The 19,692-nt window shown below is 73.6% G+C and carries 15 protein-coding genes; 6 read left to right on the top strand and 9 right to left on the bottom strand.

The features are described from left to right. Positions 1-625 precede the first annotated feature (625 nt). The gene (locus B5D66_RS06955) at positions 626-847 is read right to left on the bottom strand and encodes a hypothetical protein (protein ID WP_078760802.1); all 222 of its coding nucleotides are present in this window, start codon (positions 845-847) and stop codon (positions 626-628) included. Between the two features lie 729 nt (positions 848-1,576). Between B5D66_RS06955 and B5D66_RS26275 the strand changes: the two genes are divergently transcribed. Genes B5D66_RS26275 through B5D66_RS06940 form a run of 3 tightly spaced genes read left to right on the top strand, consistent with a single transcriptional unit; the run spans position 1,577 to position 4,039 of the window. After that, a complete protein-coding gene (locus tag B5D66_RS26275; protein WP_078760801.1) occupies positions 1,577-2,191 on the top strand; it encodes a copper resistance CopC family protein in 615 nt (204 codons plus the stop codon). A 52-nt stretch (positions 2,192-2,243) separates the two neighbouring features. Continuing rightward, complete coding sequence (locus tag B5D66_RS06945; RefSeq protein ID WP_078760800.1) at positions 2,244-2,786, top strand: copper chaperone PCu(A)C; 543 nt, start codon at positions 2,244-2,246, stop codon at positions 2,784-2,786. Then, complete coding sequence (locus B5D66_RS06940) at positions 2,786-4,039, top strand: Dyp-type peroxidase (protein ID WP_078760799.1); 1,254 nt, start codon at positions 2,786-2,788, stop codon at positions 4,037-4,039. Before B5D66_RS06945 ends, B5D66_RS06940 begins: the two co-directional genes overlap by 1 nt. Before the next feature lie 43 nt (positions 4,040-4,082). Here B5D66_RS06940 and B5D66_RS06935 read toward each other — a convergent pair whose 3' ends face one another. Together B5D66_RS06935 and B5D66_RS06930 are read right to left on the bottom strand one after the other, a co-directional pair. Beyond that, positions 4,083-5,507 (bottom strand): PepSY-associated TM helix domain-containing protein, encoded by a 1,425-nt coding sequence (locus B5D66_RS06935; RefSeq protein WP_235000819.1) that lies wholly within the window; start codon positions 5,505-5,507, stop codon positions 4,083-4,085. A 50-nt stretch (positions 5,508-5,557) separates the two neighbouring features. Continuing rightward, entirely contained in the window at positions 5,558-6,121 is a 564-nt protein-coding gene (locus tag B5D66_RS06930) for a copper chaperone PCu(A)C (RefSeq protein ID WP_078760798.1), read from the bottom strand. A 344-nt stretch (positions 6,122-6,465) separates the two neighbouring features. Between B5D66_RS06930 and B5D66_RS06925 the strand changes: the two genes are divergently transcribed. Beyond that, a complete protein-coding gene (locus B5D66_RS06925) occupies positions 6,466-7,023 on the top strand; it encodes a VOC family protein (protein ID WP_078760797.1) in 558 nt (185 codons plus the stop codon). A gap of 352 nt (positions 7,024-7,375) precedes the next feature. Here B5D66_RS06925 and B5D66_RS06920 read toward each other — a convergent pair whose 3' ends face one another. Both B5D66_RS06920 and B5D66_RS06915 read right to left on the bottom strand, forming a co-directional pair. After that, entirely contained in the window at positions 7,376-8,023 is a 648-nt protein-coding gene (locus B5D66_RS06920; RefSeq protein ID WP_078760796.1) for a sigma-70 family RNA polymerase sigma factor, read from the bottom strand. A 220-nt stretch (positions 8,024-8,243) separates the two neighbouring features. Next, entirely contained in the window at positions 8,244-8,831 is a 588-nt protein-coding gene (locus tag B5D66_RS06915) for a hypothetical protein (protein WP_078760795.1), read from the bottom strand. A gap of 1,039 nt (positions 8,832-9,870) precedes the next feature. Here B5D66_RS06915 and B5D66_RS06910 point away from each other — a divergent pair. Both B5D66_RS06910 and B5D66_RS06905 read left to right on the top strand, forming a co-directional pair. Beyond that, positions 9,871-12,444 (top strand): penicillin acylase family protein, encoded by a 2,574-nt coding sequence (locus B5D66_RS06910; protein WP_078760794.1) that lies wholly within the window; start codon positions 9,871-9,873, stop codon positions 12,442-12,444. Positions 12,445-12,763: 319 nt separating this feature from the next. Beyond that, positions 12,764-13,720 (top strand): bile acid:sodium symporter family protein, encoded by a 957-nt coding sequence (locus B5D66_RS06905; RefSeq protein ID WP_078760793.1) that lies wholly within the window; start codon positions 12,764-12,766, stop codon positions 13,718-13,720. 167 nt (positions 13,721-13,887) lie between these two features. On the opposite strand, the gene B5D66_RS06900 is transcribed toward B5D66_RS06905, so the two are convergent. The 4 genes from B5D66_RS06900 to speB all read right to left on the bottom strand — a co-directional run bounded on the left by B5D66_RS06900 (position 13,888) and on the right by speB (position 19,648). Beyond that, complete coding sequence (locus B5D66_RS06900; protein ID WP_078760792.1) at positions 13,888-15,315, bottom strand: aminobutyraldehyde dehydrogenase; 1,428 nt, start codon at positions 15,313-15,315, stop codon at positions 13,888-13,890. A gap of 116 nt (positions 15,316-15,431) precedes the next feature. Beyond that, on the bottom strand, positions 15,432-16,943 hold the full coding sequence (locus B5D66_RS06895; RefSeq protein WP_078760791.1) for a purine-cytosine permease family protein: 1,512 nt from the start codon (positions 16,941-16,943) through the stop codon (positions 15,432-15,434). Positions 16,944-17,066: 123 nt separating this feature from the next. Further along, positions 17,067-18,689, bottom strand: a complete 1,623-nt coding sequence (locus B5D66_RS06890; RefSeq protein ID WP_078760790.1) for a thiamine pyrophosphate-binding protein — start codon at positions 18,687-18,689, stop codon at positions 17,067-17,069. Continuing rightward, positions 18,686-19,648 carry an agmatinase gene (gene speB, locus B5D66_RS06885; protein ID WP_078760789.1) on the bottom strand — a complete coding sequence of 321 codons (963 nt, stop codon included), beginning with the start codon at positions 19,646-19,648 and terminating at the stop codon, positions 18,686-18,688. Before speB ends, B5D66_RS06890 begins: the two co-directional genes overlap by 4 nt. Positions 19,649-19,692: the final 44 nt, after the last annotated feature.

Here is a 19,692-nt window from a genome sequence, read left to right as displayed (position 1 = left end):
CGGCGAGGAGCCACCGCCGGCCGGGAAAGCCGGGCCGCGCCCACCGTGGGGGACGGTGCCGCGGTCGCGTCGGCAGCCCCTGATCCCCGCGCGGACGTGCGCCGTCTTCTCGGACGGGAGCCCTGGCGACAGGGCCGTGTCGGCGGCCAGGAGGGACGCCCCGCGGGCCGGGCGGATCCGCCCCGGCTCCCCCACCGACGCCGGTCGCCCCGCCGGTCATGGGGCTCAGGCTCGCCAGAACCTTCCCGAGGCCGAGTGACAGGCCCGCCGCCCCGGTGAACCCGATCGGCTCCCACGTCCGCCCCTCGCCCCGCCGACCAGGGCGAGCGGGCCGACGGCCACCCGCGTGACGATGCCCGTCGTCAAAGGAGTCGCCGTTCTCGGCTTGCCCGGATCATGTTCGCGAACACGCCCCGCTGTGAGAGCCCCGCTGCCCTGTCCCACGCCTCCACGCGGCCGCGCAGGAGCCCGTCGCTCCGCCCCCGGTGCCACACCGCCGTGACCGAGCGGATTTCCCCACGAGGAGACGTCCACATCCCCCGGTTTTCGGGCGCGTGTCGCCTCATCGCACGTGGAGTGCTCCCGGCACGCGCCGGGGGGCTCTCGCGGCCACGCGCGGATCCGGTCAGACGCCGGGCCGCTCGGGCGAACTGCGCCACATCCGCTCGGGAACGCTCAGGTCCGAGAGCCACCGGCAGGTGGCGGGGGTCAGGTGGGCGATGAAGCGCGAGAAGGCGCGGCGGTGCCTGTCCCGGGTCGCCGCGGCGGCGAGCTCGGCGAAGGTGCGCCCCTCCTCGACGGTCAGGGGGATGCTGGGACGGTCGTGTGGGATCTCTCGGGGGTCCATGTGGCCTTCCAGGAGACAGCGGGTGCGCGAAGGAGAAGCAGTGTCCGGATCCGACCGTTTCGGGGGAAACGGTCGAGAACACAGACATGAAACCGTTGGGATCTCTTTCACTCACCGTTTTCCGCGCCCACTAAACAGGTTTCTGGAAAATGACGTCGTCGCCGCAGCAAGCACCGCGAAAGGACGGCCTCCGGCCGTTCCGGTTTTATTTTCCATTGCCCCCGGAAGCCATTTCGCGGCTTTTCCGATAGAACGACCGAGTTGTCCTTCGGGTGGACGGGGCACGGAAAAGACGAGATCACCCGTGGCCCCAAAAGGTCCCCGACCTGATGGCGCCCGGACCAGCGCCGACCAGCTCACCTGGACGGCCAGCCTGGGGCGCAGACCCGGACCATACGCTTATGCGCGCCGGGGGCCAGGGGCGGAGGGGGACGGTGGATCCGGGGGCAGCCCCCTCCTCCCCGATCCCCCGCTTCGTGATGCCCCGACACCGAGACCGACGGCTACGTGAAACGCCCCGGCCGGAAATACCGAACGGGCAGGGCACCCGCGCGCCGATCCCCTGACACCACCCGGCAACGCGATCCGTTCCCTCCTTTCCCGGCCCTGTCCCGCTCGCCCCGGTCCGGTGACGCGCATCACCCGCCTCCGGGAAAAGTTCCGGGAACTCCGGTGCCGCCCGAGCCGACTGCTGGTGTGCAACGGTCCGACGGCACACGTGGAGGGGCCATGTCAGGAACGGGTCGAAAACCAGGCGGTGGGCGGCCGTCACGGCACGCCGCCATCGCCCTGGTGGTGGCGCTGGTGGCACTGGTCCTGCCGGCTCCGCCCGCGTTCGCGCATAGCCGGCTGCTCTCCTCCACCCCCGCCGACGGCGCGCACCTGGCGACCTCTCCGGAGACGGTCCGGCTCTCCTTCAGCGACGGGCTGCTGGAGGTCGGGGCGGCGGTCACGGTCCTGGACGGCGACTCCCGGCCGGCGCAGACCGGGGAGATCCGCATCGACGGCGCCGAACTGACCCTGCCCCTGCCCGTGGAGCTGCGCGACGGCGGGTACGCGGTGCGCTGGCGCGTCGTCTCCGCCGACGGCCACCCCGTCAGCGGCTCCCTCACCTTCACCGTGGGGGACCCCACGGCCTCGCCCCCGGCCCTGGCCGGGGGACAGACCACCGCGGAGCCGTCCGCCTCCCCCGCGGCGACCGGCGCCCCCGCCCCGGCACAGTCCCCTCCCCCTTTGCGCGTCCTGGCGTTGGGCGGGCTGGGGGCGGTCGCCGGGGTGGCGGTCTACCTGGCCGTCCTCCTTCCCCTTCGCGCCCGTCGACCGATTCGGCGTGGCAACCACTGACCCGGGCCGTCACCGGCCCCCGCATCGAACACACGACAGCAAGGACACCGCCATGCACCCTCGCCCCCGCCGCCGCACCGTCACCACCATGGCCGTGCTGGCCCTCGCCCTTGTCGGCTGCGCGCAGGCCGAGCCGACGGCCCCGGAACAGTCCGCGCCTCCCGCGACCACACAGGCCGAGGCCATCACGGTCGAGGACGCCTGGATCAAGGCCGTCTCCGAGGAGGAGGGCATGACCGGGGTCTTCGGATCGATCGTCAACTCCGCCGGGCAGGAGGCCGAGCTCGTCGCCGCCGCCTCTGCGGTGGCCGCCAGGGTGGAACTGCACGAGGTCGTCACCGGCGACGACGGCAACGCCCTGATGCAGGAGAAGGAGGGCGGATTCACCGTCCCGGCCGAAGGCCGCCACCCCCTGGAGCCGGGCGCGGACCACATCATGCTGATGGACCTGGGCGGTGACCTCGCACCCGGCGACGAGGTCGAGGTCACCCTGGAGTTCTCCGACGGTTCCACGACCGGGTTCACCGCCCCGGTCAAGGACTACGAGGGCGCCAACGAGAACTACGGCGGCCACGACCACGGGGCGGAGGAGTGATGGGCGGCCCCCACCCCACCGACGAACCCCAACGGGAGGGGCGGCTGTCGCGACGCGGACTCCTCCTGGGCGGGGGCGCCGCGGCGGGAGCGGGCGCGGCCCTGCTGATCGGGGCCGACGCCCTGGTCCGCGCCGCCCGCCCCGACGCCACCCCCGAGGGTGAGCCCGCGCCGCACGGCCGCGACGTGGTCCCCTTCCACGGCCCCCACCAGGCCGGGATCCACACCCCGCCCCAGGCGCACGCGAAGTTCGTCTCCGTCGACCTGGCGAAGGAGGTCGACGCCGAGGGGGTGCGCCGCCTGCTCGTCCTGCTCAGCGACGACGCGGCGAGGCTCACCCAAGGGGAGGCGGCCCTGGCCGACTCCGAGCCCGAGCTCGCCCTGGTCCCGGCCCGGCTGACGGTCACGTTCGGCTTCGGACGCGGCCTGGTCGAGCGAGTCGCCCCCGACGCGGTCCCCTCCTGGCTGCGGCCGCTCCCCGACTTCGCCACCGACCGGTTGCGTTCCGAGTGGAGCGGCGGCGACCTCCTGGTGCAGGTCTGCGCCGACGACCCGGTGACCGTGGCCCACTGCGCGCGGATGTTGACCAAGGACGTCCGCGCCTTTGGAACCGTCAGGTGGGCGCAGGACGGTTTCCGGCGCGCCCGCGGCTCCGAGGCCGCCGGCACCACCATGCGCAACCTGATGGGCCAGGTCGATGGGACGGTCAACCTCGAACCCGGCACCGAGGACTTCGACCGGCTCGTCTGGGCCGGCGCGGACGCGCCGGCCTGGCTGCGCGGCGGAACCGGCGTCGTGGTGCGCAGGATCGCCATGGACCTGGAGGGGTGGGACCGGCTGGACCGGCCAGGCCGCGAGGAGGCGGTGGGCCGGCGGCTGTCCGACGGCGCCCCGCTGACCGGGGAACGCGAACACGACGAACCCGACTTCGCCGCGCTGACCCCGCTCGGATTTCCGCGGATCGCCGAATACGCCCACATCCGCCGCGCCCGGACGGAGAATCCCGACGAACGGATCTTCCGGCGCGCCTACAACTACGACGTGCCGGTCGCCGGGACCGCGGGACACGACGCCGGGCTGCTCTTCGTCTCCTACCAGGCCGACGTCGAGCGGCAGTTCGTCCCGATCCAGCGGCGCCTGGACGAACTCGACCTGCTCAACGAGTGGGTCAGCCCGATCGGCTCCGCCGTGTTCGCCGTCCCTCCCGGCTGCGAGGAGGGCGGGTTCGTCGGCGAGGGCCTGTTCGGAGCGTGAGGCCACGGTGGCCCCGGGCGTGCCCCGGGGCCACCGGCCCTCGCTAGGGGACCTTCGCGCGCTCGCGGGCGGCCCTGACCCGGCCGAGCGCCACGTCGACGGCGAGGAAGGCCAGCAGGGAGATCCCGAAGAGCGGCATCAGCACACCAAGGCCGACCGCCACGGCCGCCACCACCGCCAGCGCCCACCACGGAAGCTCGCGGGTCGCGCCACGCCCCGGCGGGCGCCCGAAGGCGGGGCCCGTCGCGCCGGTGGGGCGGCGCCGCCACCACATCCGGTAGCCCAGCGTCATCATGGTCAACAGGCCGAGGACCAGCGCGGTCAGGAGGAGCTGGTTGGCCACGCCGAACAGCAGGCCCATGTGCGCGTCGATCCCCCACCTGCTCAGCTTCGCCATCAGCGGATAGTCGGCGAAGCGCAGTTCGTCGACGACCTCGCCGGTCGCGGGGGCGACCGCCACGGAGTCCAGGTTCGTCGGCCACTGCTTGTCCAGCTCGGTGACGGTGTAGGCCGAGCCCTCCGACACCGGTGGGACGACCTCGACGGCGGCGGTCAGCCCCGCCTCCCGGGCGCTTTGCACCACGTGGTCGATCCCGACGTCCACCCCGACCGGCCCGGCCGAGGCCGCGGGGACCTCGGTGGCGACCACGGGGGTCTGCCAGGAGAGCGCCGCCCGTATATCGGCCACGTTCTCTCCAGCGAAACGCGACCAGGTCAGGCCGGTTGCCGACAGGAACAGCAGCCCGACCAGCGCCCAGACGCCGATCGCGCCGTGGAGCGCCATGAGCCGGGACCGTCCGGGCGCTCCGGGCCGGGGCAACAGGACGCCGCGCAGGCGCTCCCCGCGCCGACGGCGGCGCGCGATCCACAGCACGGCCCCGCCCAGGGCCACCGGCGCCAGCCAGCTCGCGGCGAGCTCGCTGTAGACGCGCCCCGGCTCGCCCAGGTGCAGGTTGCGGTGGAGCAGGTCGATCCAGGTGCGGACGGGCAGGGCCCCGCTGCCGCCGTAGCTGACGAGGGTGCCGCGCACCTCGGCGGTGTGGGGATCGACGAACACGGCCTGGCTGTAGCTCGGCCCCATGTCGTCGAGGTGGAACATGACCCGGGTGGTGTCTCCCGGTTCGGCCGCCGGGCGCACGGCCTTGAGCTCGGCGCCGGGCAGGGTGTCCTGTGCCGCCGCGACCTGCTCGCGCAGCGACACCTGTTCCGCTCCGACGGGAACGTGCAGTTCCCGGTCGTAGACGACCTGTTCCAGTTGTGGCGTCCACACGTAGAGCAGGCCGCTGATCGCGGCGACGAAGATGAACGGGGCGACGAGCACCCCGGCGTAGAAGTGCAGGCGCAGCAGCAGCCGGCGCAGCGGCGGCCAGGCTCCGGTCCCGGTCCGCGTGGGGCGGCGGCCGGGGGGCGGTGTGCGCTGTTCGGGGGAGGGGGGAAGGACGGGGCGGGCGGGGTCGTCGATGGACACGTCGGCCTCACAATCGGGGGATCGGTGGCTGGTGGGCCGGGTTACCAGGGTCAGTGGTGTCCGGAGTGTCCTTCGTGGCCGCCCTCGGGCTCCTCGCCCTGTTCGCCGACGGAACGTTCGAGCACGGGGGTGTCGACCTGGATCTCGGTCCCCCCGGCGAAGGTGAGGGTGAGGGTGACGGTGTCGCCGGCCGCGATCGGGTCCTCGATCCCCTCCAACATGAGGTGGAACCCGTCCGGTCTCAGCTCGGTGCCTCCTCCGGCGGGCACCGGGATCTCCTCGACGACCTCCATGCCCTTTGAGCTGGTGGTGTAGAGGGCGGTCGTGGCCGAGACCGAGGATTCGGCGGCGACCAGCGGATCGTCCTGCTCGGCGTCGTTGAAGACGGTGAAGTAGGCGCTGGTGGTGCCCTCCTCGGCGGGTTCGACGATCCACGCCTCCTCGACGCGCAGGTCCGCCTGTTGCGCGCCGCCCTTGGCCGGACCGGAGGGGGCGGCCGACGAGGGGGAGGATGACGGTGCGGAGACGCCGCCGGCGCAGCCGGAGAGCAGCGCCAGGGCCAGGAAGGTGGCCGAGGCCGTGGCCAGGGGGGTGATGCGGGGGATGTGTGCCATGTTCGCGTCCTTACGAGGACGGACACGATCCCGAACGACCGGCCGTCCTCTCTTTCCGTGCCGAAAGGAGGAAACGCGCTCCCTCCGTCGATGGGACGGCTCTGTCCACGGATGGGTGACGTTTCCGTCCGCGTTTCCCTGGTGACACCCTCCGTTACCGCCCGGAAACAGTCAAGACTTGAAATCCACGTTCCCGGTCCGGTGGGATCACGCCGCTTCCGGGCCCGGAACGAGTTGTCGCGGGACGGTGCCGGCCGCATCCTCACGGTCGTCATATAGGCCGGGAAGTGACCTGATTCGCGCCTACCTTCGCTGTCGGAAACCATCCCGGCGAAAGGACCACGATGCCTGAGCAGACCAACGCCGCACCGGCGGGCTACACCACCGTCGCCCCCTGGGTCGTCACCGACGACAGTGGGGCGTTCCTCGACTTCGTCGCCCAGGCGTTCGGCGGTGCGGATCTGGGACGGGTATCGACCGAGGACGGCGCGATCGGCCACGCCGAGATCCGCATCGGCGACACCGTCGTGCTGGCCTTCGACCGGCACGTCGACTGGCCCGTCATGCCGAGCCTGCTGCGTGTCTTCGTCCCCGACGCGGACGAGGCGTTCGCGCGGGCCATCGCGGCCGGCGGCCAGGTCGTCACCCCCGTGGACGACGACGCCTTCGGGCAGCGCGGAGGGCGGATCAAGGATCCCTTCGGCAACATCTGGTGGGTGACCGCCTGCGTCGAGTACGTCTCCGAGGAGGAGGTGTGGAGACGGCTTCAGGAGCCCGCCTACGCCGATTCCATGCGCGTGGCCCAGGAGACGCTCGACGCCGAGCTCAGCGGCCGGGACCACGGGCGCAGCAGCGCGCCCCTCACAACGGACGGCTCACCGCATCGCTCCAACCCCTCGTGAACCGGACCGGCGCGCCCCTCCCCTACCGTTTGATCCCCTGCCGGAAAACAGGGCCGGGGTTCAAGCGAACGCGCCCCGGCCAGTGGCCCGGCGCCCCCATGGGCTCCAACCTCCCCACCGCTTCGGGCGTGGCGGCCGGCGCGCCGCGCCCGTCCGCGCGGGTGCCGCTGTCGAAGCCCGTCCCTCCGCCACGTGGGCATCCGGCCCCGTGGCGGGCGGCCGGACGCCCGTCCGAGGCGACGGCTCCGAACGGACGCCGGGGCGCGCTGCCCCCGATCTTCCACGGCGCCGCCGGCGACGGCCGGACCCGCTCCGCCCGTCGCCGGCGGCCCTCGTACCAGGCGGGGTTCCCCTACACGCGGGCCTCCACATCGCGCAGCGCGCGCAGGAGTTCCGCGCGCGCCCGCGCCACCCGGGAGCGCACCGTGCCCACGGGCACGGTCGTCATCGCGGCGACCTCGTCGTAGGAGTATCCGTGGAGCTGCGTCAGGACGAAGGCGGTCCGCCGTTCCGCGCCCAGCCGCGCCAGCAGGTCGGCCAGCGCGTGCTGCTCGTCGAACCGGCCGGGACGCCCGCCGGCCTCCCCCCACTCCGGTAGCGCCGTCGTCCTCGGACGCGCGGCCAGGTACCGGTAGCGGTCCACGACGACGCGCCGCGCGATCGCCAGCAGCCAGGTCCGCGCCGAGGACCGCGCGGCAAACCGCGGCAGGGCCCGCAGGACCCGGATGTAGGTCTCCTGGGTGAGGTCCTCGACCGCCGACGGGTCGGCCAGGCCGGCGATGTAGCGGGTGACGTCGTGGCGGGTCTCGGCGATCAGCCGTTCCAGGGCCTCGGCGGCCCCGCCCCGGGCCGCGAGGGCGAGCGCGGTCAGTTCGGTGCCGCCGGGCAACGGCCGCCGTTGCGCCGCTGTGGGAGCGGCAGGCGCCTCGTCCGGAGGGGCCGGAGGGGTCGAGTCGAGCGGGAGGGTGTCGTGAATGGGGATGTGGGGAGCGTGTCCCATGGTCGGCTGCCTCTGCTACACGCGCACCGGCGAACGCCCCGGGCCATCGCCCGGTGGGCGGAGACGGGGGTGCGCACACCCGCCGGCCACGGGCCGGGGGCGTGGTGGAAGATGACGTGCGCGGGTCGGCGCCCCGCCGGGGAACGGCCGGGCGCCGACCGGCCGCCGAACCCGCCGCATCACGGAGGGGCGCCACGGCGCGGCGCGGTGGCGGAACGGGTCAGGCGGCGTGCGGCAGAGGTGGTCCGCGCAGGACCAGGACGTGGCGCAGGAACAGGGCCACGGTCGCGCGGTCCGCGCCGCGGGGGCGGCGGCGCGCGGGCGGCCGGGAGGAGGGGAGGACCGGAAGGAGCAGCAGGAGGGGCAGGAGCGCGCGCACGACAAGGCGGAGCAGCGCGAAGGCCGCGGCCTCTCCCCGCCTCAGCCACCACGAGCTGACCAGGGCGGCCACCAGGTGGGCGAGGAGCATCGGGAGGTCCTGGCCCTCCCCTGCGGCGACCGCCTCCGGGGGCACGCCGGCGTGAAGGTGCCCGGCGCCGCCCGCGGGCGTGCCCGATCCCGGGAACAGGGAGGGGAGCAGGTGCAGCGCGAGCTGCGCCCACACCATGGACCCGAAGATGCCGGCGTAGCCGCGTTCCCTGCCCGCGGTGGCCCAGGCGAAGGCGAAGACCAGCGCCAGGCCCAGGAGCGTGGCCGGGATGGAGGGCTCGTGCCCCGCCGCCAGCGCGTGCCCGGCCGTGGACACGCCGACGCACACCGAGGCGAACACCCCGGCGCGCACGGAACGGAACCTCGGCTCTGCTGACACGGTGCCCCCATCGTCGCACCCTCCCGCCCGTGGCCGGCAGGGGTGGCGGATGGCGGCCACGCCGCCTCGCGCCACGCCCCGGCCACCCCGCCCGGACGGACAGGCCCGGCATGAGCACCCGGCCGGCTCCCCGCCCCCCGTCCCCGGACACGGCGCTGCCGTGTGCCGGGACCGCGCGCGTTGCCCCTCCCCGCCTCGCCTGGAACCGGGCGGCGGCACTGCGGCCGGAGGTGGCCGCGGGTCTGGAACGGCTCGTCGCACCTGTCCCGTCCGCACGCCGGATGTCCTCCCACGCACGGGCGGCGGGGACCACCAAAGGCCGTCCAGGTGCAAGACTGCCGGATGCCTTCCCACGCGCGGGCGGCGGATGAGCGCGCGGCCCGTGCGGAACCCGCCGTCCGCACGGCGGTCGGCGGATGGGCGCGCGCCTCCTCCGATGTCGGCCGGCCCCCATGCCGGAGCATCGGGTGGGCCACGTCGCCGGCCGGGACCGTCCCCTCCTCCACCGGATCGCCTGCGGACTCACAGCCAGCCGCGCCCCCTGGAGCGTCGATGGAGATTCGGTGAGCTGGCCAGTGGTCGCGGGCGACGAGCGACCATTGCCCCGAGCGTCAACGACCCAGACACACCGGACCACGACGTCGAGCGCGCGGATACGCCGGCAGGTGCGCGCACAGGCCCTCACTGGTGCGGGAGGGGTGGCGCTCCAGGTCGGGCTGGTTCTTCAGGGGCCAGATGCCCCCGTCGGCGATCCAGTGGCATGGGAAAGGCCGACCGCGCCGACGACGGTCGTTGTCCCGTCCCCGAAACGGGCACCCCGGCCCCGTGCCGGCGCGTCCGGACGGCCAGGACGTCACGGTCGGGGCGACCCGTCCGGGCCGGTGGCGCGTGCCCACGCCTCGCGACGGCGCGTCCAGGGGTCTCGTCGGCCGGAGCGGATCCGCGACCGGACCGGCGCACGCACCAGACCTCCCGGAGTTACCGAAGCGAAACAAACCAACCGGTACGTAAACCACCCTTTCAGCCCTAAAGTCACCCCATGTCCAACCCCCGCCCCCGTTCCCGCCTGCGCCGATGGATCCTCGGGTTCCTCGCCGGCGTCGCGGCACTCCTGCTCATCGCCACCGGAACCGTCGTCTTCACGGTCCAGCGGTCCTTCCCCGACTACGACGGGGAGCTCACCCTGCCCGGCCTGGACGCCCCCGTCACCGTCCGCCGGGACGCCCAGGGCATCCCCCACGTCTACGCCGAGACCACCGACGACCTCTTCCGCGCCCAGGGCTACGTCCACGCCCAGGACCGCTTCTGGCAGATGGACTTCAACCGTCACGTGACCGCCGGGCGCACCGCCGAGCTGTTCGGCGAGGCACAGGTGGAGACCGACGCCTACCTGCGCACGATGGGCTGGCGCCGTGTCGCCGAGCAGGAGTACGACCTGCTCTCCGAGGAGACCCGGCGCAACCTCGACGCCTACGCCGAGGGAGTCAACGCCTACCTCGACGGCCGCTCCCCCTCAGCGGTGAGCGTCGAATACGCCCTGCTCGGGGTGATCGGCGGGGACACCACGATCGAGGAGTGGAGTCCCGTCGACAGCCTCGCCTGGCTCAAGGCGATGGCGTGGGACCTGCGCGGCAACATGGAGGACGAGATCGAGCGGGCCGGCCTGCTCGCCTCGGGCCTGGAACGCGACCAGATCGAGGAGCTCTACCCCGACTACCCCGAGGAGGAGCACACCCCCATCGTCACCGAGGGAAAGGTCGACGACGGCGCGTTCCGCCCCGAGGAGGGCGCGCGGCATGAGGACGACGACACCCCGGTGGTGCGCGAGGCCGCCCGGGGCGCCGCGGCCCTCGGCGCGGTCGGCGCCGGTCTGGCCGAGTTGCCCCGGTTGCTGGGCCCCGCCTCCCCCGAGCTGGGCTCCAACTCCTGGGTGGTCTCGGGCGAGCACACCGAGTCGGGGCTGCCGCTGCTGGCCAATGACCCGCACCTGGGCGCGCAGATGCCGTCGGTGTGGCACCAGGGCGGACTGCACTGCGCCCCGGTGTCACAGGAGTGCCCCTATGACGTCGTCGGGTTCGGCTTCGCCGGGCTGCCCGGCGTCGTGATCGGGCACAACGACCGCGTCGCCTGGGGGTTCACCAACCTGGGACCCGACGTCACCGACCTGTACCTGGAGAAGGTCGAGGGCGACCACTACGTCGTGGACGGTGAGCGGCTGCCGCTGGAGACCCGGCAGGAGACGATCAAGGTGGCCGGCGGCGAGGACGTCGAGATCACGGTGCGCTCCACCGGCAACGGCCCGCTGCTGTCGGACGTGGCGGCCGGCGCCGCGCTACAGGAGTTCGGCCGCAACGCGCCGGTGGACGCCGACGGCGAGCCCGCCCGGGAGGCCGTGGAATCCGACTACGCCGTCGCGTTGCGGTGGACCGCGTTGGAGCCCGGCAGGACCGCCGACGCGATCTTCCTGATGAACCGCGCCCGCGACTTCGATGACTTCCGCGCGGCCGCGCGCTCCTTCGAGGTGCCGGCGCAGAACCTCGTCTACGCCGACGTCGAGGGCACGATCGGCTACCAGGCGCCCGGCCGCGTCCCGGTCCGGGGGAAGGGCGACGGTCGCTGGCCGGCCCCCGGCTGGGACTCCGCCTACGCCTGGAAGGGGGAGATCCCCTTCGAGGAGCTTCCCTACGTCCGCGATCCGGGCGCGGGCTACGTCGTCACCGCGAACCAGGCGGCGGTGGGCTCCGACTACGCCCACCTGCTCACCTCCGACTGGGACTACGGCTACCGCGCCCAGCGCATCGACGACCTGCTGTCCGCGGCGATCGAGGCGGGGCCGGTGTCGACGCACGACATGCTGGAGATCCAGCTCGACAACGAGAACTCCGGGGCCCGCGCGGTCGTCCCCCACCTGCTGGAGGCCGAGGTCGAGGGGGCCGCGGCGACCGCTCGCGACCTGCTGGCCGACTGGGACTTCCAGCAGGACGTGGATTCGGCCGCGGCAGCGTTCTACAACGCGACCTGGCGCCACCTGCTGCCGCTGTTGTTCGACGAGCTGCCCGAGGAGTACCCGATGGACGGCGGCTCCCGTGGCTTCCTCGTGGTCTCCCGGCTCCTGGAGGACCCGGACTCCTCGTGGTGGAGCGGTTCTGCGGCCGACGGCCGCGAGGAGATCCTGGCCACGGCGATGGAGCGGGCCGCGGCCGAGCTCACCGAGCGGCTGGGGGACGTCCCCTCCGAGTGGCGCTGGGGCGACCTGCACACGCTGACCGCGACCGACCAGTCGTTCGGCACCTCGGGGATCGGCCCGGTGGAATGGCTGGTGAACTCCGCGCCGGTGCAGTCGGGTGGCGGCTCCAGCACGGTCAATGCGACGGGGTGGAACGCGGCGGAGGACTACGCGATCTTGACGGTCCCGTCGATGCGGATGGTGGTGGACCTGGCCGACCCCGACGCCTCCCGTTGGATCAACCTGACGGGGACCTCCGGCCACGCCTTCCACCCCAACCACGAGGACCAGCTGGAGTTGTGGGCCACCGGTGAGTCCACGGCGATGGTCTTCACCGCCGATACCGTGGAGGAGGCGGCACGGCACGAACTGGTCCTGCTCCCCTGACGGGTGTCCCGGTCCGCGCCGGCGCGGACCGGGACGGCGCCCTTCCCCGGCCGGGGAGGGGCGCCGAAGACGGCGGGCCGCCCCTCCCGTGGAGGCGTGCGCCGGCGGGGATGGGGCCGGCAAAGGCGTCCGGTCGCGTCTCCCGCCGTCTCGACGACATCGACGACGCGCTCGAACCCCCTCCTCGCGCCGGCCGGGCCCGGGTCAGCGCGTCCCAGGTCGCCCGCCCCGGCTAAGGTCGATCCGGACCGCCCGGTCCCGGTGTGGCGGGCGGCCCGGAGGACTCCCCGTCCCCTGTACGGCGAGAGAAAGGGACACGATGGGCACCCTGGTGACGCGGATCGCCGACTTCGCGGGACGCTGGTTCGCCCTGCTCGTCCTGCTGGGCGCGCTGGTGGGGCTGGTGTTGCCCGGTCCGTCCGCGCAGTTGTCCCCCTACGTGCCCCTGCTGCTCGGCGTGATCATGTTCGGCATGGGGCTGACGCTGCGGGCGGGTGACTTCGCGATCGTGGCCAGGCGTCCGCTGCCGGTACTGGTCGGCGTGTGCGCCCAGTTCACCGTCATGCCGCTGGCCGGTTACGCGATCGGGCACCTGTTGGGCCTCCCGCCCCTGCTGCTGGTGGGGATGATCCTGGTCGGTGCCGCTCCCGGCGGAACCGCGTCGAATGTCATCGTCTTCTTGGCCCGGGGCGATGTGGCGCTGTCGGTGGCGATGACGTCGATCTCGACGCTGCTGGCCCCGCTGTTCACCCCGTTGCTGGTGGCGTGGTTGGCGGGCTCGTCCCTGCCGGTGGACGCGACCGGCCTGCTCGTGTCGATCCTCCAGGTGGTGCTGCTGCCGGTGGTGGCCGGTTTGGCGGTGCGCGCGCTGGCGGACCGGTTCGTCGAGCGGGTGCTGCCGCTGCTGCCCCTGGTGTCGGTGGGCGGGATCGTCCTGGTCGTCGCGGCGGTGGTGGGCGGCAACGCGGCGACGGTGCGCAGCGCGGGGTTGCTACTGCTCCTGGCCGTCGTGCTGCACAACGGACTGGGCCTGGGGTTGGGCTACCTGATCGGTTGGGCGACCCGGATGCCCGAGGGCGTCCGCCGGGCGATCGGGGTCGAGGTGGGCATGCAGAACTCCGGGCTGGCCGCGACGCTGGCCACGGTCCACTTCAGCCCGGCCGCCGCGCTGCCGGCGGCGCTGTTCTCGGTGTGGCACAACCTGTCGGGGTCCCTCGTCGCCACCTACTGGGCCCGCCGCGACCGCCGGGCCGAGCCGCAGCCCGAGACCGTCTAGGCGTGCTCCCCGGCGCCGGCCGGCCTGGGCCGCGACGGTGGCGGTCCCGGCAAGGCATGGCCGGGTCCCCGCGCGGGCCGGCGGCCACCACCGGGCGCCGCGTCACCGGCGGCTGAGGGGAGGACCCGGCGGCGCGGTGTGGCGCGCCGCCGGGAGCCGGGGAGCGGTCAGCCGATCGCGCTCATGACGTGCTTGACCCGGGTGTAGTCCTCCAGGCTGTAGGCCGACAGGTCCTTGCCGTAGCCGGAGTGCTTGAACCCGCCGTGCGGCATCTCCGAGGCCAGCGCGCCGTGCCCGTTGAGCCACACCGCGCCGAAGTCCAGGTCCGCGCTCATGCGCAGGGCACGCGCGTGGTCCCTGGTCCACACCGAGGCGGCCAGGCCCTGGTCGACGCCGTTGGCCAGGGCGACCGCCTCGGCCTCGGTCTCGAACGACTGGACGGTGAGGATCGGCGCGAAGATCTCCTCGCGGACGATCTCGTCGTCGGCCTTCAGGCCCGAGATGACGGTGGGGGCGACGAAGTAACCGGCCTCGCCGACACGGTGTCCGCCGGTGTGCACGGTGGCGTGCGCGGGGAGGCGTTCGAGCAGCCCCAGGACCCGCTGGAGCTGGTCGGCGTTGTTGAGCGGGCCGAAGTCGGCGTCGGCGTCGGCCGGCAGGCCGGTGCGCTGCTTGGCGGCGCGGGCGGTGAGCTCGGCCACGAGGGCGTCGTGGATCGAGCTGTGGGCGATGACGCGGTTGCCGGCGGTGCAGTCCTGGCCGGCGTTGAGGAAGGCCCCGGCGATGATGCCCTCGGCGGCGGCCGGGATGTCGGCGTCGTCGAAGACCAGGACCGGCGCGTTGCCCCCGAGTTCCAGGTGGAGCCGCTTGAGGTCGGTGGAGGCCGAGCGGGCGACCTGGATGCCGGCGCGGGTGGAACCGGTGATCGACACCAGCCGCGGCACGGGGTGCTCGACGATGAGCCGGCCGGTGTCCCGGTCGCCGAGGACGACGTTGAGCACGCCCGCGGGCAGCGCGGTCGCGGCGATCCGGGCCAGCAGGACGGTGGAGCCCGGCGTGGTCTCGGCGGGCTTGAGCACGACGGTGTTGCCCGCGGCCAGCGCCGGCCCGATCTTCCAGACCGCCATCATCAGCGGATAGTTCCACGGGGTGATCTGGGCGCACACGCCGACCGGTTCGCGGCGGATCCAGGAGGTGTGGCCGTCCAGGTACTCGGCCGCGGCCTTGCCCTCCAGGTGACGGGCCGCGCCGGCGAAGAACCGCAGGGTGTCGACGCACATGGGGATCTCCTCGCCGAGCACGACGGCGCGGGGCTTGCCGGTCTCGCGGCACTCGACGTCGGCGACCTCCTCGGCGCGGGCGGCCAGGCCGTCGGCGATGGCCAGCAGCGCGTCTTGGCGCTGCGCGGGGGTGGCCTTGCGCCATGTCGCGAAGGCCGTCGCCGCGGCCTGCATGGCCGCCTCGACCTCGGCCGCGCCCGAGACGGTCGCGGTCCCGGTCTGTTCCCCGGTGACCGGGTCGATCAGCGAAGAGGTGCGGCCGTCGGCGGCGAGGACGTCCTCGCCGCCGATGACGTCGGCCAGGGTGGTGCTCATCGGGTGTTTCCTTTGCTCGTCGTTGCGACCGGCGCGGGCGGCGTGCCTCCCACGCAGCCTATCGGCGGATAGGTGAAGGGCCGGACGCGCGGAGATGCGCGCGCCCAGGCCCGGGGTCAGGACACGACCGGCTCGCCCTCGCGGGCGGAGACGGCCTCGATGGGGGTGTCCGCGGCGGGCACGAACCGCGGCCCGGCCGGGCCGAACACGCCACGGGGTTCGGGGAAGAGCGTGACGGTGAGCGGGTAGATGACGGCGGCGCTCAGCAGCGCCACGACCAGGCTGACGTCCACGCCCCCGGCCACCCCCGCGAAGGGGCCGACGATCAGCGGCGTGTTGGCGAACAACAGGCCGGCGACGGCCGCGACCAGCCAGGCGACCATCGCCCGCCAGTTCACCCCCCGGGTGAACCAGTAGGCGCCTCCCCGGCGTCCCTCGTTGAACACCTGTAGGTCCTCGACCAGGTAGTGGCCGCGGCGCAGGAGGTAGCCGATCATCATGACGACCATCCACGGCGAGGTCAGCAGCACGATGAGGGTGGAGAAGGCGTTGATCGAGTCCACGATGCTGAACCCGAAGCTGCCCGCGAAGATGAGCACGAGCGCGAGCGTGCCGACGACCGCGGTCCCCTGGACCCGGTTGAGCCGCGGGAACAGGGAGCTGAAGTCCAGCCCGGTCCCATACAGCGCGGTGGTCCCGGTGGACAGGCCGCCGATGAGGGCGACCAGGATGAGCGGCAGCGCGTACCACAGCGGGGACGCCGCGGCCAGTCCCGTCACGTACTCGCCGGGGTCGGCGACCAGGGTGGCGGTGGCCACCCCGAACAGGAAGGGCAGCAGGGTGGCGATCTGGGCGAGGAAGGGCGCGGCCAGCAGCGACCGGGTGGAGTGGGTGGCCGGGATGTAGCGGGCCCAGTCACCGAGGAAGGCGCCGAAGGAGACCGGGTTGGCCATGACGGTCAGGGCCGCCAGCACCCACGTGGGCCAGAAGTCGCCGAGGATGTAGTCGCCGGTACCGGCGTAGGAGGGGTCGAAGGAGCCGCCGTAGGCGAACACCCCCAGCAGCATGATGGCGCTGCCCGCGATGACCGCCACCTTGTTGACCAGCAGCATGAACTGGTAGCCGAAGATGCACACCACGAACACCGCGACCGCGATGACCGCGTAGGCGACCGCGCGCAGCGCCTCGCCGCCGTCCAGGCCGAAGCGCAGCGCGGCGCCGACGATCGCGTCGCCGCTGACCCACACCGAGATGGAGAAGAAGGTCACCGCGGTCAGCAGCGACAGGAACGAGCCCAGCGCCCGGCCGACCACGCCGAAGTGCGCGCCCGAGGAGATCGCGTTGTTGGTGCGCGTGCGCGGCGCGAACAGCGCCATGGGCGACAGGATGAGCGCGCCGACGACCACCCCGACGAGGGTCGCCGAGACCGCGGCGCCCAGGCTCAGCCCGTAGGCGATGGGCAGGGTGCCCAGGATGATCGTGGCGAAGGTGTTGGCCCCGCCGAAGGCCAGCCGGAACAGGTCGAGGGGCCGTGAGGTCTGGGCGCGCGGCGGGATGGGGGCGATGCCGTAGGACTCCACCGTGGTGATGCCCTGGGCCGCGGGGGACGGCGTTGAGGGGACGGTCATGCGGTCTTCCTCGGGTGAGGCGCCCGTGTCGCGGGGCGGGGAGGGACCCGGGGGACCGTGGCGCCGTTGCCACGGTCCCCCGGGCGGGGAAGGGGGGTGGGCGGGGCGTTCGGGGAGCGCGGCTCAGCCCAGGTGGGTGGGCGCGAACATGCGCAGCAGCGCCGGGAGCACCACGACCGACGGGCCGGGCCGGGCGAGCGCCGCGGCCAGGTCGGCCTCCAGGGTCTCGACGGAGCTGAGCGTGGCCTCGACCCCGAAGGAGCGGGCCAGCGCGACGAAGTCGGGGCGGGCCAGCTCGGTGTGGGTGGCCTGCCCGAACGCGTCGGTCATGTACTCGCGCAGGATGCCGTAGCCGCCGTCGTCGACGATGAGCCAGGTGACGTCGAGGTCGTGCTGGCGCAGCGCGGCGAGTTCGGCGATGGAGTACATGGCGCCGCCGTCACCGGAGACGGCGAGGACCGGCCCGTCGTGTCCGGCCGCCGCGCCGATCGCCGCGGGCAGGCCGAATCCGAGGCCGCCGGCGCCCTGCGCCGAGTGCATGCCGGCGTTGCGCGGGTCCCAGGCCGACCACGCCCAGTAGCCCAGGATCGTCATGTCCCAGAAGCTGGGGGCGTCGTCGGGCAGCGCGGCCCGGACCGCCGCCACGACCCGGTGCTCGCGGTCGAGGTCCTGGCCGGCCAGCCGCTCGGCGACGCGCGCCTTGACCTGGGCGACCTCCGCGAAGACCGCGGGGTCGGCCGCGCGGGGCCTGACCCGCCCGGCCAGCGCGGTCAACGCGAGCCCGGCGTCGGCGTGGACGCCCAGCGCGGCGTGGTTGGCCTCCAGCTTGCCGAGGTCGGCCTCGACCTGGATCAGCCGGCCGGTGGGGGCGAAGGTGTGGTAGTTGCTGGACAGTTCGCCCAGCCCCGAGCCCACGACGGCGAGCACGTCGGCCCGCTCCAGGTAGTCGGTGAGGTGGCGGTCCTCCAGCCACGACTGCAACGACAGCGGGTGCTCCCAGGGGAAGGCGTCCTTGCCGCCGAAGGTGGTGGCCACCGGCGCCTGGAGCCGTTCGGCCAGTTCCACCAGCGCGGCCCGCCCTCCCGAACGCGACACACCGCCGCCGGCGAGGATGACGGGACGGCGCGCCGACGACAGCAGCCGGGCCGCCTCCTCGATCAGCTCGGGGCGTGGGGCGAGCGGCGCGGGTTCGGCGTCCAGCGCGGTCACCGGCGGCACCCCGGCCGGGCCGAGCAGGACGTCTTGGGGGATCTCCACCCACGCCGGTCCCGCGGGCGCCGTGGCGGCGTCGCGCCAGGCCGCGGCGATCGCCGAGGGGATCTGCGAGGCGTGCCGGACCACGTGGGTGGACTTCACGACACCGGCGAAGCTCGCCTGCTGGTCGGGCAGCTCGTGCAGGAAGCCGCGCCGTGCCCCGCCGAGGCCGGCCGAGGGGATCTGGCTGCTGATCCCCAGCACCGGCACCGAGGCCGCGCGCGACTCCTGGAGCGAGGCCAGGGTCAGCAGCGCCCCCGGGCCGGTGGAGACCAGCAGCGGCGTCACCTCACCGGTGGCCCGGGCGTGCCCGTCGGCGGCGAACGCGGCGTTGTTCTCCACCCGGCTGGACACCAGGCGCAGTTCCGGGCGGCGGCGCAGCGCGTCGAACAGCCCCAGGGCGTGCTGCCCCGGGATGCCGAAGGCGGTGCGCGCGCCGAGCGCGATCAGGGACTCGACGACGAGGTCGCCGCCGGTGCGGGCATGGGTCATGCGTCCTCGCCCTTCCGACCGGCGTTCAACGCGAGCACGCTGACCAGGTCGTAGGCGACGTGGGACGCCGCGGTCGCGGTGATCTGGGCGTGGTCGTAGGCCGGGGCGACCTCGACCACGTCGGCGCCGACCAGGTTGCAGGTGGACAGGCCGCGCAGGATCTCCAGCAGCTCGCGGCTGGTCAGACCGCCGGCCTCGGGCGTTCCCGTGCCGGGGGCGTGCGCCGGGTCGAGCACGTCGATGTCGACGGAGACGTAGAGGGGGCGCGAGCCGATGCGCTGGCGCAGCGCGTCGACGATCTCGTCGACGCCCTTGCGCATGACGTCGGCGGAGGTGACGATGCCGAACCCGAAGCGCCGGTCGTCCTCCAGGTCCTTCTTGCCGTAGAGCGGGCCGCGGGTGCCGACGTGGGCGATGGCCTCGGTGTCGAGGATGCCCTCTTCCACGGCGCGGCGGAACGGCGTGCCGTGGGTGTAGGGCTCACCGAAGTAGGTGTCCCAGGTGTCGAGGTGGGCGTCGAAGTGCAGCATCGCGATGGGGCCGTGGACACGGTGCAGCGAGCGCAGCAGCGGCAGCGCGATCGTGTGGTCGCCGCCCAGCGTCACCAGACGGGTGCCGGAGCCCACGAGCTGGCTGGCCGCCTCGTCGATCCGCTCCACGGCGTCTCCGATGGAGAACGGGTTGACCGCGATGTCACCGCCGTCGGCCACCTGCACCTCGGCGAAGGGCGAGACGTCCAGACCCGGGTGGTAGGGACGCAGCAGGCGGCTGGCCTCGCGGATCGCCGAGGGCCCGAACCGGGCACCGGGCCGGTAGGAGACCCCGGTGTCGAACGGCACGCCCACGATCGCGATGTCGGCGCGCTCGACCTGGTCCAGGCGCGGCAGCCGGGCGAAGGTGGCGGGACCGGCGAAGCGCGGGGTCAGGCTGGAGTCGGTGGGACCGATCGGGGTGGTCACGAGGTGTTCCTTCCGCTGTCGTGGTAGGGGATGGATGGGGTGTC

This window comes from Marinactinospora thermotolerans DSM 45154, from assembly GCF_900167435.1.
Lineage (GTDB): Bacteria > Actinomycetota > Actinomycetes > Streptosporangiales > Streptosporangiaceae > Marinactinospora > Marinactinospora thermotolerans.
Note: the sequence above shows the minus strand (reverse complement) of the source record. Positions and strands in the feature narration are given on the sequence as shown.

Coding starts and splice junctions, on each gene's coding strand:
- B5D66_RS06930 (WP_078760798.1), bottom strand. CDS start 6,121: ATGGCACACATCCCCCGCATCACCCCCCTGGCCACGGCCTCGGCCACC.
- B5D66_RS06940 (WP_078760799.1), top strand. CDS start 2,786: ATGGGCGGCCCCCACCCCACCGACGAACCCCAACGGGAGGGGCGGCTG.
- B5D66_RS06955 (WP_078760802.1), bottom strand. CDS start 847: ATGGACCCCCGAGAGATCCCACACGACCGTCCCAGCATCCCCCTGACC.
- B5D66_RS06945 (WP_078760800.1), top strand. CDS start 2,244: ATGCACCCTCGCCCCCGCCGCCGCACCGTCACCACCATGGCCGTGCTG.
- B5D66_RS06910 (WP_078760794.1), top strand. CDS start 9,871: ATGTCCAACCCCCGCCCCCGTTCCCGCCTGCGCCGATGGATCCTCGGG.
- B5D66_RS06895 (WP_078760791.1), bottom strand. CDS start 16,943: ATGACCGTCCCCTCAACGCCGTCCCCCGCGGCCCAGGGCATCACCACG.
- B5D66_RS06925 (WP_078760797.1), top strand. CDS start 6,466: ATGCCTGAGCAGACCAACGCCGCACCGGCGGGCTACACCACCGTCGCC.
- B5D66_RS06905 (WP_078760793.1), top strand. CDS start 12,764: ATGGGCACCCTGGTGACGCGGATCGCCGACTTCGCGGGACGCTGGTTC.
- B5D66_RS26275 (WP_078760801.1), top strand. CDS start 1,577: ATGTCAGGAACGGGTCGAAAACCAGGCGGTGGGCGGCCGTCACGGCAC.
- B5D66_RS06900 (WP_078760792.1), bottom strand. CDS start 15,315: ATGAGCACCACCCTGGCCGACGTCATCGGCGGCGAGGACGTCCTCGCC.
- B5D66_RS06920 (WP_078760796.1), bottom strand. CDS start 8,023: ATGGGACACGCTCCCCACATCCCCATTCACGACACCCTCCCGCTCGAC.
- B5D66_RS06890 (WP_078760790.1), bottom strand. CDS start 18,689: ATGACCCATGCCCGCACCGGCGGCGACCTCGTCGTCGAGTCCCTGATC.